This window comes from Dyella silvae, from assembly GCF_026421305.1.
GTDB classification, from domain to species: domain Bacteria; phylum Pseudomonadota; class Gammaproteobacteria; order Xanthomonadales; family Rhodanobacteraceae; genus Dyella; species Dyella silvae.
In genome coordinates, this window is record NZ_JAPJBQ010000013.1 from 44,484 (window position 1) to 58,956 (window position 14,473).

The 14,473-nt window shown below is 63.0% G+C and carries 14 protein-coding genes; 7 read left to right on the forward strand and 7 right to left on the reverse strand.

Features of this window, described 5'->3' with window-relative positions:
• Positions 1–75: 75 nt before the first annotated feature.
• From OQE56_RS19530 to OQE56_RS19540, 3 genes are all read right to left on the reverse strand, one after another.
• A complete protein-coding gene (locus OQE56_RS19530) occupies positions 76–795 on the reverse strand; it encodes a pseudouridine synthase (protein WP_267226677.1) in 720 nt (239 codons plus the stop codon).
• 86 nt (positions 796–881) lie between these two features.
• The gene (locus tag OQE56_RS19535; protein ID WP_267226679.1) at positions 882–1,655 is read right to left on the reverse strand and encodes an ABC transporter permease; all 774 of its coding nucleotides are present in this window, start codon (positions 1,653–1,655) and stop codon (positions 882–884) included.
• Complete coding sequence (locus tag OQE56_RS19540; RefSeq protein WP_267226680.1) at positions 1,652–2,611, reverse strand: ABC transporter ATP-binding protein; 960 nt, start codon at positions 2,609–2,611, stop codon at positions 1,652–1,654. Before OQE56_RS19540 ends, OQE56_RS19535 begins: the two co-directional genes overlap by 4 nt.
• Before the next feature lie 94 nt (positions 2,612–2,705).
• On the opposite strand from OQE56_RS19540, the gene OQE56_RS19545 reads away from it, so the two are divergent.
• Complete coding sequence (locus OQE56_RS19545) at positions 2,706–3,449, forward strand: FAD-binding oxidoreductase (protein WP_267226682.1); 744 nt, start codon at positions 2,706–2,708, stop codon at positions 3,447–3,449.
• Positions 3,450–3,725: 276 nt separating this feature from the next.
• A complete protein-coding gene (locus OQE56_RS19550; protein ID WP_267226684.1) occupies positions 3,726–4,055 on the forward strand; it encodes a hypothetical protein in 330 nt (109 codons plus the stop codon).
• Between the two features lie 12 nt (positions 4,056–4,067).
• On the opposite strand, the gene OQE56_RS19555 is transcribed toward OQE56_RS19550, so the two are convergent.
• The 4 genes from OQE56_RS19555 to OQE56_RS19570 form a co-directional block, all read right to left on the reverse strand.
• Positions 4,068–5,102, reverse strand: a complete 1,035-nt coding sequence (locus OQE56_RS19555; RefSeq protein ID WP_267226685.1) for a fimbrial protein — start codon at positions 5,100–5,102, stop codon at positions 4,068–4,070.
• Positions 5,103–5,131: 29 nt separating this feature from the next.
• A complete protein-coding gene (locus OQE56_RS19560) occupies positions 5,132–7,891 on the reverse strand; it encodes a fimbria/pilus outer membrane usher protein (RefSeq protein WP_267226701.1) in 2,760 nt (919 codons plus the stop codon).
• Positions 7,891–8,628, reverse strand: coding sequence for a fimbrial biogenesis chaperone (locus OQE56_RS19565; RefSeq protein ID WP_267226687.1), 738 nt, complete (start codon positions 8,626–8,628; stop codon positions 7,891–7,893). Before OQE56_RS19565 ends, OQE56_RS19560 begins: the two co-directional genes overlap by 1 nt.
• Positions 8,629–8,698: 70 nt before the next feature.
• Entirely contained in the window at positions 8,699–9,256 is a 558-nt protein-coding gene (locus OQE56_RS19570; protein WP_267226689.1) for a fimbrial protein, read from the reverse strand.
• Between the two features lie 475 nt (positions 9,257–9,731).
• Here OQE56_RS19570 and OQE56_RS19575 point away from each other — a divergent pair, with 475 nt between their 5' ends.
• Genes OQE56_RS19575 through OQE56_RS19595 form a run of 5 tightly spaced genes read left to right on the forward strand, consistent with a single transcriptional unit; the run spans position 9,732 to position 14,102 of the window.
• A complete protein-coding gene (locus OQE56_RS19575) occupies positions 9,732–10,352 on the forward strand; it encodes a hypothetical protein (RefSeq protein ID WP_267226690.1) in 621 nt (206 codons plus the stop codon).
• Positions 10,349–10,543 carry a helix-turn-helix transcriptional regulator gene (locus tag OQE56_RS19580; RefSeq protein WP_267226692.1) on the forward strand — a complete coding sequence of 65 codons (195 nt, stop codon included), beginning with the start codon at positions 10,349–10,351 and terminating at the stop codon, positions 10,541–10,543. Before OQE56_RS19575 ends, OQE56_RS19580 begins: the two co-directional genes overlap by 4 nt.
• A gap of 51 nt (positions 10,544–10,594) precedes the next feature.
• Positions 10,595–12,166, forward strand: coding sequence for an alpha/beta fold hydrolase (locus tag OQE56_RS19585; RefSeq protein WP_267226694.1), 1,572 nt, complete (start codon positions 10,595–10,597; stop codon positions 12,164–12,166).
• Positions 12,163–12,897, forward strand: coding sequence for an ABC transporter ATP-binding protein (locus OQE56_RS19590; RefSeq protein WP_267226696.1), 735 nt, complete (start codon positions 12,163–12,165; stop codon positions 12,895–12,897). The genes OQE56_RS19585 and OQE56_RS19590 overlap by 4 nt, the downstream gene beginning before the upstream one ends.
• A gap of 2 nt (positions 12,898–12,899) precedes the next feature.
• Positions 12,900–14,102, forward strand: coding sequence for an ABC transporter permease (locus OQE56_RS19595; RefSeq protein ID WP_267226702.1), 1,203 nt, complete (start codon positions 12,900–12,902; stop codon positions 14,100–14,102).
• Positions 14,103–14,473 lie beyond the last annotated feature (371 nt).

The following is a 14,473-nucleotide window of genomic DNA, read 5'->3' on the forward strand; positions in this document are numbered from 1 at the left end:
TCGCAAGATTGGCCCCTCACCCCAGCCCTCTCCCCGGAGGGGAGAGGGAGAAGTGTGGTGTAGCGCCAAAGCGCACTACCACTGCGTGCGGTTGGGCAGCAGGCCCTTCAGTTCTGCGTCGGTGAGATTGCGCCACTGGCCGGGCTTCAGATGCCCCAACTTCACATTGACGACGCGCACGCGCCGCAACTGCGTCACGCGATAACCAAACGCTGCCGCCATCAAACGAATCTGCCGGTTCAGACCCTGCGTAAGAATGATCGCGAAGCCAAACTTGGCGATCTTGCGCACCTTGCACGGCTTGGTCATCTGCCCGTGAATGCGCACGCCACGCGCCATGCCCGCGAGAAACTCGTCGGTAACGGCCTTGTTCACCGCCACGAGATATTCCTTCTCGTGGTTGTTCTCCGTGCGCAGAATCTCGTTGACGATATCGCCGTTGCTGGTCAGCAGAATCAGCCCTTCGGAATCCTTGTCCAGGCGCCCGATGGGAAAGACGCGTTGCTGGTGGTCGACAAAGTCGACGATGTTGTCCTTCACCGTCTGGTCGGTGGTGCAGGTCACGCCCACCGGCTTGTTGAGCGCGATATAGACCGCGCGCTTCGCCGATGGCGTGGCGGCCAGGATGCGCGCCTTGACGATCTCGCCGTCTACGCGCACCTCGTCACCCTCCAGCGCTTTGGCGCCGGTGGTGACGACTTCGCCATTGATGGTGACGCGGCCGGCCAGCAGCAGCTCGTCCGCCTCGCGGCGGGAGCAGATGCCGGCTTCGCTGATGTATTTGTTTACACGCATGGAAGAGCTAAGAGTGAGTGGAGAGGAGTGAGTAGTGAGAGAGAGCTTTCCTCTCGTTTCTCACTTATCTTCCCTGTTTTCTGCCTTTAAGAGCGTAGCCCGATGCCGCGCTTGAGCAGGTTCAGCGCCACGGCGGTAAGGCCAATCACGAAGGCCAGCATCACCGCAAACGCCACGCCGATATTCACATCGCTCACGCCAAGCACGCCGAAGCGGAACGCGTTCACCATGTACAGAATCGGGTTGATCATCGAGATGCTGCGCCACGGTTCACCCAGCAGGTCCACCGAGTAGAACACGCCGCCGAGGTAGGTCAGCGGGGTGAGCACGAAGGTGGGGACCAGGGCGATGTCGTCGAACTTCTTGGCGAATATCGCGTTGACGAAGCCGGCCAGCGAGAACACGGTGGCGCCCATCAGCACCGACAGGAAGGTGATGACCGGGTGCGCTACATGCAGGTCGGTGAAGAACAAGGCGATCAACAGCACCAGCGCACCGACCACCAGACCGCGGGTTACGGCACCGGTCACGTAGCCGAGCAGAATCACCCAGTTGGGCATTGGCGACACCAGCATTTCTTCCACGGCACGGCTGAACTTGGCACCGAAAAACGAGCTGGAGATGTTGCCGTAGCTGTTGGTGATGATGCTCATCATCACCAGGCCCGGCACGATGTACTGCATGTAGGTGAAGCCATGCATCTGGCCGATGCGGCTGCCGATCAGCTTGCCGAAGATCACGAAGTACAGCGTCATCGTGATCGCAGGCGGAATCAGCGTCTGCGTCCAGATGCGCATGATGCGCACGATTTCGCGCCGGACAATGGTGTTCAGCGCGACGATATTGGCGGTGCTGTTCATGCCACCTTCTCCACGTTTTCCTTGGTGCTACGGCCGTTTTCCACCAGACGCACGAACAATTCCTCCAGGCGGTTGGTCTTGTTGCGCATCGAGGTCACCGTCATGCCGCGCTCGCTCAGGCTGGCGAACAGCGAATTGAGGTCGTGTGAGCGCGACATTTCCACTTCAAGGGTGTGCTCGTCGAGGCGGCGCAGCGTGATGCCGGGAATCACAGGGAGTTCGGCGGGCACGTGGGCGATGTCCAGCACAAAGGTTTCCACGTCCAGCGTGGCCAGCAGGCGCTTCATCGACGTGTTTTCCACGATGGTGCCGTGGTCGATGATGGCGATGTTGCGGCAGAGCTGTTCGGCTTCTTCCAGGTAATGCGTAGTGAGGATCACCGTGGTGCCGGCGGCATTGATGCCGCTGACGAACTGCCACATGGAGCGGCGGATTTCGATATCCACGCCAGCGGTGGGCTCATCGAGAATGAGCAACTTCGGCTCGTTCATCATGGCGCGGGCGATCATGAGACGACGCTTCATACCGCCGGAGAGCATACGGGCCTGATGCTGCGCCTTATCCCACAGACGCAGCTCTTTGAGGTACTTCTCGGCGCGTTCGGCGGCGATCTTCCGCGGAATGCCGTAGAAACCGGCCTCATTCACGCAGATGTCGAACGGCTTTTCGAACTGGTTGAAGTTGATTTCCTGCGGCACCAGGCCAATAAGCTGCATGGCCTTGCCGCGCTGTTTGTTCACCGATACGCCAAAGACCTGCGCATCGCCGCTGGTGGCGTTCACCAGCGAGGAGAGAATGCCGATGAGGGTGGATTTGCCAGCGCCGTTGGGGCCGAGCAGGGCGAAAAAGTCGCCGGGCTGGACCGTGAGACTGATGCCTTTGAGAGCTTCGACGCCGTTGCTATAGGTCTTGCGCAGGTTATCGACGACCAGCGCGGGAGTGGGACTTGGGGACATGGGCTGCACCGGAGGGGCTAGCCCCTTATTATACGTGGCTTGCCCAGCCCGTCCGTTCCGATGTGGCGGCCACACTGTTTCTCCCGGAATACCCATGGCAGACCACTTTCAGCTCCGTCTCGTCGACAGCACCATGCTGGCGCCCACCGTGCGGCACCTGGCGTTCGAGCGCGCAGACGGACAGCCGCTGGCCTTTGTGCCGGGGCAGTTCCTGCAGATCCACTTCCACTACGACGATGGCACGGCCACCAAGCGCAGTTATTCGGTGGGCACGGTCGGTGACGGCACCTCGCCGGTGCAGCGCATCGAAATCGCGGTGAGCTATGTGGAAGGCGGTGCCGCCACCAAGTTGTTGAGTGAGCTGCCCATCGGCGGTGAGATCAGCGCCAGCGGCCCCTACGGCCGGTTCTGCCTGCAGGCGGGCGACACCAACAAGCGTTACCTGCTGTTGGCCACCGGTACGGGCGTCACGCCGTATCGCGCCATGCTTCCGCAGATTGCTGAACTGGTGAAGCAGGGTCGCGAAGTGGTGCTGCTGTATGGCGCGCGCAACGAAGTGGAATTGCTCTACGGCGAGGAGTTCGAAGCGTTCGCACAGGCCCATCCGGGCTTCAGCTTCCATGGCTGCCTGAGCCGCCAGCCCCGTGCCAGGCCGCGCCCGAGCGACCGCCAGGGCCACGTGCAGAACGTGCTGGCCGAGCTGGCCCCGAGCGCCGAGCGCGATATCGCCTACCTGTGCGGCAACCCCAACATGGTCGACGCCGCTTTCGCGGCCTTCAAGGAATTCGGCCTGCCGGTGGCGCATATCCGCCGCGAGAAGTACATCTCCTCGCGTTAAACGACCTGGGGCCGCTGGCTTAACGCGGCCCGAACGCACCACTTAAGTTCCGCCCGTCTGGGCCGCTAACCCGGCAGCCCAGCCCCGCCTTTTCTTTCCAGAACAGCCCTTTCCCGCCCGCAGGCGGCCGAAAGTGTGATTCGGCTCACATGAAAATGTGATCTGGTTCACATGGCCGAGACGTGCCCGGCGTTCCGATATCAAGCCTCGGGGACTCACGCCGATAGATCCCATCAGGTACCCCTTTTTCCGTAGGGGGTGCGGGAAGGGGCACTTATGAAGGGCTGGATTCGCTGGACCTGGACGGGTTGTTGCGTAGTCGCCTTGGCGCTCGGTGGGCCGTTGGCGCACGCAGAAGGTGGCCGCATAACCTTTTCAGGTCAGATCGTGACATCGACGTGCGAGCTGTCAGCGGGCGGCGTGCCGGGTATGGGTTCGTCGAGAAGCAGCTGCGGCGAGGTGGGAACCGCACCGCCCTCTTCGTTTTATCGGCAAAGCGTGGTTCCGCTTGAGGGCGAAGTGCTGATGCAGGACCGGCTTCTCGCTTATCTCGTCAACTATGCTGGCGCCGAAAACGCTCGTCTGATCGTGCGCGCGTACGACTAAAGCCAACGGGCTCTATTTGTAGGACATGGTGAAGGTCGCCGTCGCACAGACGGGCCCCGCGCTCACCGGCGTGGCTGTCTGGTAGTACTGGGCATAGTACGGAATGGTCAGCGTGCCATCGGGCGAATTGCCCAGCGACTGCGCCTGCGAGAACGACATCGGGGTGTAGTCGCTCTGAAGCACCTGCACGCCGACGTTTTTCGCTGGCGTCTGTGAACTGCTGGGGCAGGCGGCGCTCGACGAAAGCACACCAAGGGTGCTCGACCACGTCGTGGAAGAGCTCATGCTCATCGAGAGCTTGGCGCCTGTCGAGCACTGATAGGTGAGGTTGAACGGCGTCGTTCCCGCCACGCTTCCGGTGCCGCGCAACGCGTTGGTCGAGATGGTCGGCAGCGTTACCGCCAGCACGTTCTGATTGCCGATGTTGAGCGAACAGGCCGCCGATGTAATCGACGTCGAGTTCACGGAAACGGTGGTGATGGGCCCCACGCTGGCGGTGATGCCGTAGATGTACCAATAGAAGCGCAGCAGCTGGTTGATCTTGGGCACTGTGCCCGCGCTGACCGTCGTGCCAGTCTTGATCAACTGGGCGGTCAACGTGACGGTGACGCTGCTGTTGGGATAAGTGATGGTCGCCGCTTCCCAGCCACGCGTAGAACCGGGGCCGCAGCGCAGACAGGCGTTGTCCGAGGCCTGCACCGGTGTCGCCGTAAGTTGCAACGAGACACCGCTCTTGCTGGTACTGAACATGATGCCGCCGCCAGTTGGCGGATCGTTGGCCGTGTCAATGGCGGCCAGATCGCCGGCCTGGAAGGTGACCGTCTGACCAAAGGTCGACGAGTCGTAGGGCAGACCTGTGCAGGTGAACGTGGCGGTGACCTGCGTCGGCGGCCCCAACGGTGCGCCCTGCGGCGTGTTGCTGGAGACCGTGACGCTGGGCAGAGTAATCGGCAGGGTGCTTGGCCCTGAGCACGACACGGCCGCCAGCGCGCCCGGTGCCCACACTGTTGACAGCACGAGGCATCCGAGCAGGGCGAGCCAGCGCATGGGACGTGCAGTCCTCCGTCGGGATGGCATCACGGGTGATTCCTCATTGTCTGGGCCACGGCACGCGGTGCGGTGCACACGGCGTCGATGGCTGCGTATTTTGCGAGTGCCTGGTTCTTGTCCGGCGCCGCAAGTTGATAGGTGAACGAGCAGGCTTGCGACATGCCGCCGTCATCCTGCCAGCGCGCCGTGAGCTCGCCGGCGTTGGCAGCAACGCGAATCAGCGCCTGGCCGCCCTGGCCGACCATGCCAAGTGACGTGCCCTTTTCGTCGAGCACTTCGGTGCCAAACGGCACGGGTGTGCCGTCGGGCTGGTGAATGTTGGCTACCAGCGTGCGGCCGGTCTTGGTCTTGAACTTGAGCATGACCACGGCACCTGCGTGCGGAGCGACCTGCGCGCTGGTGGCGTCGAGCTGCACATCCAGCGGCAAACCCTTCGGGTCGAGCTCGATGGTGTTGAGCAGATACGGCGAGAGGTACGGCACCAGCGCGTAACCGGAGGCATTCACATGCGCGCCGATGGAGCTGCTGACGCGTGCGCCATCGGCGCCCGGCGCGTAGATCACGCCCACCGTATCGCCCAGCGGTTGACCGAAGGTGATGCCGCCCGCGTGCACCACCACGCCGCCGCTCATGCCCACTGAGGTCTGCGAATAGCCGCTGCCCTTGCCGACGCTGGCGTTGAACGTCGCAAACGGCGCGCGGTAGCCGCCGCTGACGCTGCCTGCGGTGCCACCATTTTCGTTGTGCGACGCCATCGCGGTGTAGTTGTACTGATCTTCGCTGCCGGCCGATCCAGCGAGCATCGCCTGCTCCTGGTTGCCGCTGATGGCATTGTGATTGAACGTGAGGTTGAGGCTCGGTGCGTGCACGCTCTCGCCCAGCGGGATCTGCACGGTCAGGCCGTACTCGTTGTCATAGCGACCCAGCGGATCACGCGTGCGCGTCGCAGACAGCGTGTAGCTGACGCTGCGGACAGCGCCGTTGTAACCCACCTGGAATTGCGTGTCGGTGCCGTTGCGATTCCAGTAGTCGCTGACCGAACCATTCGCGTAGAGCGTGCCGCCATGCTCGCCCAGCTGCTGGTTGAGCGTCAGGCTGAAGCGGTTGCGCTGGCGTTGCAGGCCGACGACGGCGAGCGAGGGGTTGTAGGTGGTGCCTGCCAGCGTGGCTTGCTGGCCCGGCGTCAGCACCGTCTGCAGTGGCACGCCATTGACCAGCGTCGGCGTCGACGTGCTGTACTCGGTGAACGCGTTGAGTCCGCGCAGTGCGTAATCGCGAACCACGGCCGCATCGCTCAGGCTCAGGAATCCGCTGGTCGAGTAGCGATACGCTGCCACTGACAGCGACGTGCCCGATTGCGGAAGAATCTTGCTGTAGCTCAGGCGCACGCTCTGGCCAGACTGCGTGGCGTACCCGGGAATCTCCGTGCGCGCATGCGTGACATCCGCAGCGAATGCGCCGAGCGGCGTATTCACGGCGGCGCCGGCGAGTATCGATGCGTAGTCCTGCGCGCCCTGCAAGCCCGCGTAACCGGTGATCAGATTGCTGAAACCGTACTGCGCCGTGGCCTGCACCACGTTCGGCCGGTGCTGGAGGGTCTGATTGCGGAGTTGTCCCGCCGCCATGCCAAAGCGCAGCGTGCCCGGACGCAGCAGTTGTGCCACTGAGGCATACGGCACGCTAAACGTACGCACGCGGCCATCGGCTTCCGTCACGGTGACGTCCAGATTGCCGCCGTAGCCGGTCGGATAGATGTCCTTGATGACGAACGGCCCCGGCGCCACGGTCGTCTGATAGATCTGCGCGCCGTTCTGGCGCACGGTGATCAGTGCGTTGGTGTCGGCCACGCCGCGCACCACGGGCGCATAACCGCGAACCGATTCCGGCAGCATGCGATCGTCGGTGGCGAGTTGCACGCCGCGCACGCCGAAACTGTCGAACACCGAGCCATCGGTAAAGCTGTCGCCGACGGTCAGCTGCGCGCGCAGCGAGGGCAGGTCGCGCTGCACATAGGTATCGATGTTCTGCCAGTGGCGCTGCGATGACGTGGCCGCTGTAGCCGATAGCCAGTTGAGCGTTGAATCGTGGCGGAAGTGCCATGCGCCGATATTCACGCCGGCATTCAGGCCCAGATACGACGACGTCTGGCTCTGACCCTGGCTGGTGCTGCGGTAACTGTTGAAGTTGTAGTTGAGTCGGGCGGCCGGCACGCCGGTATCCCAGTATTGCGGATCGACGTAACCGCGAGGCGTGCGCCCCACATAGGCCTGCGGCACGCTGATATCCAGCCGCAGCTCGCCCATGTCGAACGATGTGGTCGCGCCGGGAATCAGGTCGCCGATAGCCACGCAGGCGGCCGGATCTTTCAGCCTGGCCTGCAGCTCTTCGGATGGCGATGCCGCACGCAGCCCGGTCTGCCGGAATAGCTCGGCAGTGATACAAGGTGCGGCGTTGTCGTTGGGCGAGGGGGCCACGAAACGCACGTCGGTGCGGGCAATCCATGCGCCGTTGAGCTTGACGTCGGTGTTGTATGTACCTGCCAGCACCGGGTTACCGTGCTCGAAGCGCGACAGATCCGTCGTCGTGTTCTGGCCGGCGCCCGAAAGCAGGTTGCGGTCAAAGTCCGCGTAGCCGCCATTGGCCGAGGCATCAGCGCCGCTGGCAGCGGCTGCAGCGAAGGACAGTGCCGGGTAAGGGCCAAGAAGTGCCGCAATGGTCGCGCACCAAAGCACGCGCCGACGCACCACCTGCCTGGACAGGCGATTCGTGGTGGCGCGTGAAAACATCACGGAACAATCGCGCTCTTGAGCGACGTCGCGGCGCCGTAGTCATTGATGGTCTCGTACTGCACGACCGTGCCCGGGGCTGGCGCGTGCTTCATGTTGGCCAGTTCCAGGCGCAGGTCGGCGAGGGGAGCGACCATGCCGCCCTCGGATGTAAACGACTGACCATCGCTGCCCACAGTGAGCGCGCTGATGGTGACGTAGTACGGCGTGGGGTTGTGCACGACCAGCGCCGAAGCGGTGGCCTTGAACGTCAGCGCGCTGCCGGCCTTCTGCGCATCACCAGCCAGGCCAGGCGGGCGATAGAACAGCTTCAGGCGCGAACGAATGGCGAGCTGCAGATAATTCTTTCCGGCAAATTCCTGGCCTGACGGCTTCGGCGGAATTTCCAGCACGTTGAGCCAGAACAACGATTCGCGATCGGCGGGCATCGTCTGCTTGCCCGGCGTGAAGATGATGCGCAGGCTCTGGTCCCGGTGCGGCTCCATGCGGAACAGCGGCGGGGTAATCAGGAACGGCGTGTTGACCTTGTCCGGCGTGGAATGTTCGTCGCCGGCATCGACCCAGGCCTCGATGAGCGCTGGCGCGTTGTTGTCGTTGGTGAGGCGCAGCGTGACTTCGCCGTCGCTGGCGGGGAACACCACGCGCGTACCGGCAATGATGACGTTGGCATGCGCGGAAGACAGAACCAGGCAATAAGCCAGCAGTCCCGTGCCCATGGCGCGGAAGAGGCGTTTCATCAAGGGAAGTCCGATCAGGTCAACGGGGGGAAGAGCCCCGTGGCCATGGCGGCCACGGGGCGTCCGGTGCTTACTTGTACGTGATGCTGTAGTTCACAGCACTGGCAACCGTACCGGCACCGAGCGTGCCGCCGTTGTTGTAGTACTGGACGAAATAGTTCAGCGTCGCGTTGCCGCCGGTGACCGCCGCCGTGGTGGCGTTGGCCTGGGTGTTCAGGTTGATCGCGGCCTGGCTGTTGTTCAGCACCTGCAGGTCAACGCCGGTGGCTGCACCCGCGCCGCTGTTGGTGTTGTTCAGACGGCCATTGGTGTTGATGGCGGCGCTGGCGTCGAAGTTGGCCGCAACCGTGTTGGTGCCGGCCGGGCAGTTGGTCAGGCTCAGGCTGAACGGGGTCGTCCCGGCGGTGACGCCAGCGGCGGCACCCAGCGAGGCCTTGGAGACGGTCGGCAGCGCAACGGCGAAGTTGGCGGTACCGGTGGTGCCGTTGGCGCTCGAAGCGATGGTGCAGGTGCTGGCGTTGACGTTGCCGCTGAAGGTGATCTGTCCGTCGGAGGCCGTGGCCGCCATCGGAGCCAGAACGGCGCCGCCAAACAGGGCGGCCAGGGCGGTAAGCATAACTTTCTTCATACGATGTCCTTTGACTAGGCGTAAGTATTGAAAACAACGAGTTATGCGCCTCCGGACAACGAGATACACCGCCTTCCGATTGCGCTGTTGGCTTCTGGCCCTAGCCCCTGTCGGCCGGAAACCAGATCGCTTACCCCGCCCTAAGCAACCCCCGTGCCAACGCGGACGGGGCCATGGAAATGGCCTCGCCGTGAGCATTTCGAGAACTGGGTGTTAAGAGGGGGTGACGATTTTTGTAAGCCGGACCGCGTCACATCGGGCCCCAAGACCGGCTCAATGTGCAAATTGTGTCACATTTTTGGAAATGTCTTATTGCTTACGCGCTCAAGTTCCTACGCCAAAGGCCGATATCCGCCTCTTGTGTAAAGCACGCTTGACATCGCGAATTGCCACCCCTTAACCTGTGTCAAGTTGACTTGACATGCGGTCCAGGGAGGAAGGCCATGCGATACGTCGAGAGCAAGGGTGGGCAGCCATGAACATGCCGGTGCGAAACGCGGGCTGGTACCGCGCCCCGATGTACACCTGGCCCCGCTGGGCCCGCTGGCTGGTCATGCTGCTCAACTTCACGCTGATGATCGGCGGCGTCTGGTTGATGGTGAAGGGCAACCTGGCTCTGCGCGTGATAGGGCTGCTCGTCTTTGCGGGTTCGGTGCCGCTGATGATCCACATCAATCGCGCGGTGATGCGCGAGCGCAGCCGCCAGATCGACCACCGCTACGCCCGCGAATTCATGCCGGCCATGCTCGTCTACATGCTGGTCATGCTTTACGTATGGCCGCTGCATCGAACCATGGAACCCGGTTGGCTCAAGGTGATCACGGCCTTGTCGCCCGTGCTGCCGGTGGCCTGGGCCGTGCTCGTCTCCATTCGCTATGTACTGGGCAGCGATGAGCTTGAGCGTCGCCAGCATATGGAGGCGCTGGCTATCGGCGTCGCGATCGTGAGCGTAGTCAGCATGACGTTTGGCTTCCTCGGTGCGGCCCATGTGCTGACGATCGACGGCGCGCTGGCGATGCTGTTGGTGTACCCGGCGCTGTGCTTGTCGTATGGCCTCGCCCACTGCGGCATGCTCTGGCGCAACCGCTGCCAATGAACAACCGCATCCGCGAACTTCGCAGTGACCATGGCTGGTCGCAGGCCGACCTCGCTGAGCGGCTGGATGTGTCACGCCAGACGGTCAACGCCATCGAAACGGGCAAATACGATCCCAGTCTGCCGCTGGCGTTCAAGATCGCGCGATTGTTTGGCCTTTCCATCGAATCGATTTTTGAGCCGGGCCCCTAATGTCCGGCCAAACCTGTACCACCCGAACGGAATGAGGGGAGAGCTCAAGTCATGGCAATCAAGGGACGAATAGGCACCGTAGCGCTGGGACTGGCGATACTAGGCGGCACGCACTGGCATCCGCATGCGGCCATGGCCGCGCCGGAAGGCAGCGCTGCTGCCGTAGCCGCTGCCGGGTCATCGCAAGCTGCAGCAGGCACAACGCAAACCTGGCGACTCGGCTCACTCACGCTGACGCCCTGCGAACTGGGCCAGCCCAACAGCGGGCTGTCGACCGCCGCGTGGTGTGCGCCGTTCGAGGTGCCGGAGAACCGCGACGATCCGCACAGCCGCAAAATCGGCCTGAAGCTGGCCGTGATTCGCAGCAGCGCGCAGGTGGCCAGCAAGGACATGCTCGTATTGCTTGCCGGCGGCCCCGGCCAGGCCGCCACGGAGTCGTGGCCGGGCGTAACGGCCGCGCTGCAACCACTGACCGCGCATCGCCATGTGGTGCTTCTCGATCAACGTGGAACTGGTGGTTCCAACCCGCTCACCTGCCATGACGACAACGAAGGCGTGGAAAGTGGTGCGGACGATACGGACGCCCACCCAGACCGGCAACGCGCAGAAACCGAGCGCTGCCTGAGGCAGCTCGCAAGCAAGGCGGACCCGCGCTACTACACCACCACCATCGCCGCGCAGGATCTGGAAGAAGTGCGCAAGGCGCTGGGCTCGCCCACCTTCGACCTGGTCGGCGTTTCCTACGGCACGCGCATGGCGCAGCAGTACGCCATGCGCTATCCGCAGGCCGTGCGCAGCATGGTGCTCGATGGCGTGGTGCCCAACGAGCTGGCGCTCGGTCAGGACTTCGCGCGGAATCTCGACGACGCGCTGAAGGCGCAGTTTGCGCGATGCAGTGGCAACGACGATTGCCGCAAGCGCTTCAACGATCCCTATCAGACGCTTTACCAATTGCGCGACGCGCTGCGAGCCAATCCGCACAAGGTGAGCTTCCGCGATCCGCAGACCTACCAGAGCGTGCAGCGCGAGTTGAACGAGTATTCGCTGGCCAGTGTGGTCCGCATGTTTGCCTATACGCCGCTTACCGCCGCCTTGCTGCCGTTGTCCATTGACGCGGCGGCGCATGGCGACGTGGGGCCGTTGCTTGGTCAGGCCAAGCTGTTGTCGGGCGATCTGTCCGACACTATGAACGGCGGCATGCAGCTTTCGGTGATCTGCAGTGAGGACGCCGACCTGCTGTCATCACGCCCGGAAGATGCGCACACCATTCTCGGCACGCGCATGATTGATACGCTGCGAACCGTTTGCGCCGCCTGGCCCAGGGGCGCGCGTCCCGCCGACTTCCATCAGCCACTGAAAACCGACACGCCCGCGCTGCTGCTTTCCGGTCAGTACGACCCGGTGACGCCACCGCGCTACGGCGACGAAGTGGCAAAGCACCTGCCACAGTCGCGCCATCTCGTGCTTACCAGGCAAGGGCACAACGTCATCAATGCCGGCTGCACGCCCCAGATCGTCAAGCACTTCATCGAGGAACTGAAGCCCAAGGCATTGGACGTCACCTGCCTGGATCGACTGCAGTCCACGCCGATGTTCATCGACTTCAATGGAGCCACGCCATGATCGAAGTAAAGGATTTGCACAAGGCGTTCGGCTCTGTGAAAGCCGTCGACGGCGTGAGCTTCACCGCACGCGACGGTGAAATCACCGGCCTGCTCGGCCCCAATGGCGCCGGCAAGACAACCACCTTGCGCATGCTCTACACCCTGATGAAGCCCGACCGCGGGCAGGTCATGGTGGATGGCATCGATGCCGCAGACGACGCACTCGCCGTGCGCCGGCAGCTGGGCGTGCTGCCTGATGCACGCGGACTCTACAAGCGCCTCACTGCCCGCGAAAACATCGACTACTTTGCCCGCCTGCATGGCCTGCCGGAGGACCTGATGGCACGCCGCCGCGAAGCGCTGGTGAAAGCGCTGGATATGGAAGACATCGGCGACCGCCGCACCGAAGGTTTCTCGCAGGGGCAGCGGGTCAAGACCGCCATTGCCCGGGCGCTGATCCATGATCCGCGCAACGTCATTCTCGATGAGCCAACCAACGGTCTGGACGTGATGGCCACCCGTGCGTTGCGCCAGTTCATGCAACAACTAAAGGCCGAAGGCCGATGCGTGCTGTTCTCCAGCCACATCATGCAAGAGGTCGCCGCGCTGTGCGATCGTATCGTGGTGATCGCCAACGGTCGCGTGGTGGCCGACGAATCGCCGGCCGCACTCCGCGCGCAAACTGGTGAAGCCAATCTGGAAGACGCCTTTGTGAAAATCATCGGCAGCGAAGAGGGTCTTGCCGCATGAATATGAGCACCCTGACAAAGGTCGGTCGCACGCGTGCCTTCCTCACCGTATTTCTCAAGGAAGTGAAGGAAAACCTGCGCGATCGGCGCACGCTCACCAGTGCGTTTCTCACCGGACCGCTGCTCGGTCCCATCATTCTGGTGATGATGCTCAACATCACGCTCAATCGTCAGTTCGACAAAGCCGAAAAGCCGTTGCCAGTGCCAGTGATCGGCGGGCAGTACGCACCTAACCTGATCGCATCACTGAAGGCTGGCGGCATCGTGCCCACCGATGCCATTTCCAATCCGGAACTCGCCGTGCGCAAGCAGGACGCCGACGTGGTGGTACGCATCTCTCCCGATTACGCCACTGCGTGGCGCAAGGGCGAGCCGGTGCAAGTGGAGTTGATCTACGACTCGTCGCAACGTGACGCCAATGCCGCCGTCGAGCGCGTAACGCAACTGGTGGAGACCTATGCGCGGCAACAGGGTGCGATGCGTCTGGTAGCGCGAGGCCTGTCGCCCGGCACGGCGTGGCCGGTAGTCGCTGCCAGGCGGGATCAGGCTACAGCGCAGGCGCGCGCGGCGCTGGTGTTCTCCATCCTGCCGTACTTTTTCGTGCTCACGGTGTTCATGGGTGGCATGTATCTGGCGATCGATCTGACAGCGGGCGAGCGTGAACGTCAGTCGCTTGAGCCCTTGTTTGCCAACCCCGTGCCACGCTGGCGCATTCTGGCGGGCAAGCTGGCGGCGATCTGTACGTTCTCCGCGGCGAGTCTGCTGATCAGCCTGCTTGCCTTTGCCGTGGTGGGTCGTTTCATTCCCACTGAGAAGCTCGGCATGGAGCTGGATCTTGGCGCGCGCTTCGGCGCTCAGGTGCTGGTGCTGATGGTGCCGTTGATCGTATTGCTGGCTGCGCTGCAGTCGATGGTGGCGGCGTTTGCCAAGAGCTATCGCGAAGCGCAGACCTACCTCTCGCTGCTGATGTTTGTGCCGGTGCTGCCGAGTATTTTGCTCTCCACCATGCCGATCAAATCGCAGGATTGGATGTATGCGGTGCCGCTGTTGGGGCAGCACCTGGGCATCATGCAGCTGTTGCGCGGTGACGGTGTCACCGGGGAGCAGGTGGGTTTGTGTTTGGTGGGTAGTCTGGTGGCGGCGGTGCTTGGGGTGTTGGTGACGGCGCGGTTGTATCAGTCGGAGCGGTTGGCGATTTCTGGCTGATCATCACTTTTAGCGTCCCTTATGGGGGTGCCCGCTAAGCTCCCTCTCCCCTGCGGGGAGAGGGTTGGGGTGAGGGGCGGGTGCTTGCGGTGACGTGTCTATCCCTCGCCGTCATCCCAGCGGAAGCTGGAAGCGCTTCACAACAGCCGAAGGCTGGTCATCCAGTGCCTTTCGCTCTTTTTGACGGTGCGGCGACCTGGCTCGCCTGCGGCGGGCTTCCGCTGCCCTGCCGGGCAGCGGGTCACTTCTCTTTGCGTGGCCAAAGAGAAGTAACCAAGAGAAAGGCCACCCCGATGGCGCGCCCTTCGGGTGCGCGGGCGGGTTACGGGGTTTTTCGACAGGACATCCCTGTCCTGTCGAAAAACCCCGTA

Bases quoted from the DNA above. Each gene is read 5' to 3' on its own strand.
- OQE56_RS19590 (WP_267226696.1), top strand. From the start codon at position 12,163: ATGATCGAAGTAAAGGATTTGCACAAGGCGTTCGGCTCTGTGAAAGCC.
- OQE56_RS19550 (WP_267226684.1), top strand. From the start codon at position 3,726: ATGAAGGGCTGGATTCGCTGGACCTGGACGGGTTGTTGCGTAGTCGCC.
- OQE56_RS19565 (WP_267226687.1), bottom strand. From the start codon at position 8,628: ATGAAACGCCTCTTCCGCGCCATGGGCACGGGACTGCTGGCTTATTGC.
- OQE56_RS19535 (WP_267226679.1), bottom strand. From the start codon at position 1,655: ATGAACAGCACCGCCAATATCGTCGCGCTGAACACCATTGTCCGGCGC.
- OQE56_RS19555 (WP_267226685.1), bottom strand. From the start codon at position 5,102: ATGCGCTGGCTCGCCCTGCTCGGATGCCTCGTGCTGTCAACAGTGTGG.
- OQE56_RS19530 (WP_267226677.1), bottom strand. From the start codon at position 795: ATGCGTGTAAACAAATACATCAGCGAAGCCGGCATCTGCTCCCGCCGC.
- OQE56_RS19560 (WP_267226701.1), bottom strand. From the start codon at position 7,891: ATGTTTTCACGCGCCACCACGAATCGCCTGTCCAGGCAGGTGGTGCGT.
- OQE56_RS19580 (WP_267226692.1), top strand. From the start codon at position 10,349: ATGAACAACCGCATCCGCGAACTTCGCAGTGACCATGGCTGGTCGCAG.
- OQE56_RS19585 (WP_267226694.1), top strand. From the start codon at position 10,595: ATGGCAATCAAGGGACGAATAGGCACCGTAGCGCTGGGACTGGCGATA.
- OQE56_RS19570 (WP_267226689.1), bottom strand. From the start codon at position 9,256: ATGAAGAAAGTTATGCTTACCGCCCTGGCCGCCCTGTTTGGCGGCGCC.
- OQE56_RS19540 (WP_267226680.1), bottom strand. From the start codon at position 2,611: ATGTCCCCAAGTCCCACTCCCGCGCTGGTCGTCGATAACCTGCGCAAG.
- OQE56_RS19595 (WP_267226702.1), top strand. From the start codon at position 12,900: ATGAGCACCCTGACAAAGGTCGGTCGCACGCGTGCCTTCCTCACCGTA.
- OQE56_RS19545 (WP_267226682.1), top strand. From the start codon at position 2,706: ATGGCAGACCACTTTCAGCTCCGTCTCGTCGACAGCACCATGCTGGCG.
- OQE56_RS19575 (WP_267226690.1), top strand. From the start codon at position 9,732: ATGAACATGCCGGTGCGAAACGCGGGCTGGTACCGCGCCCCGATGTAC.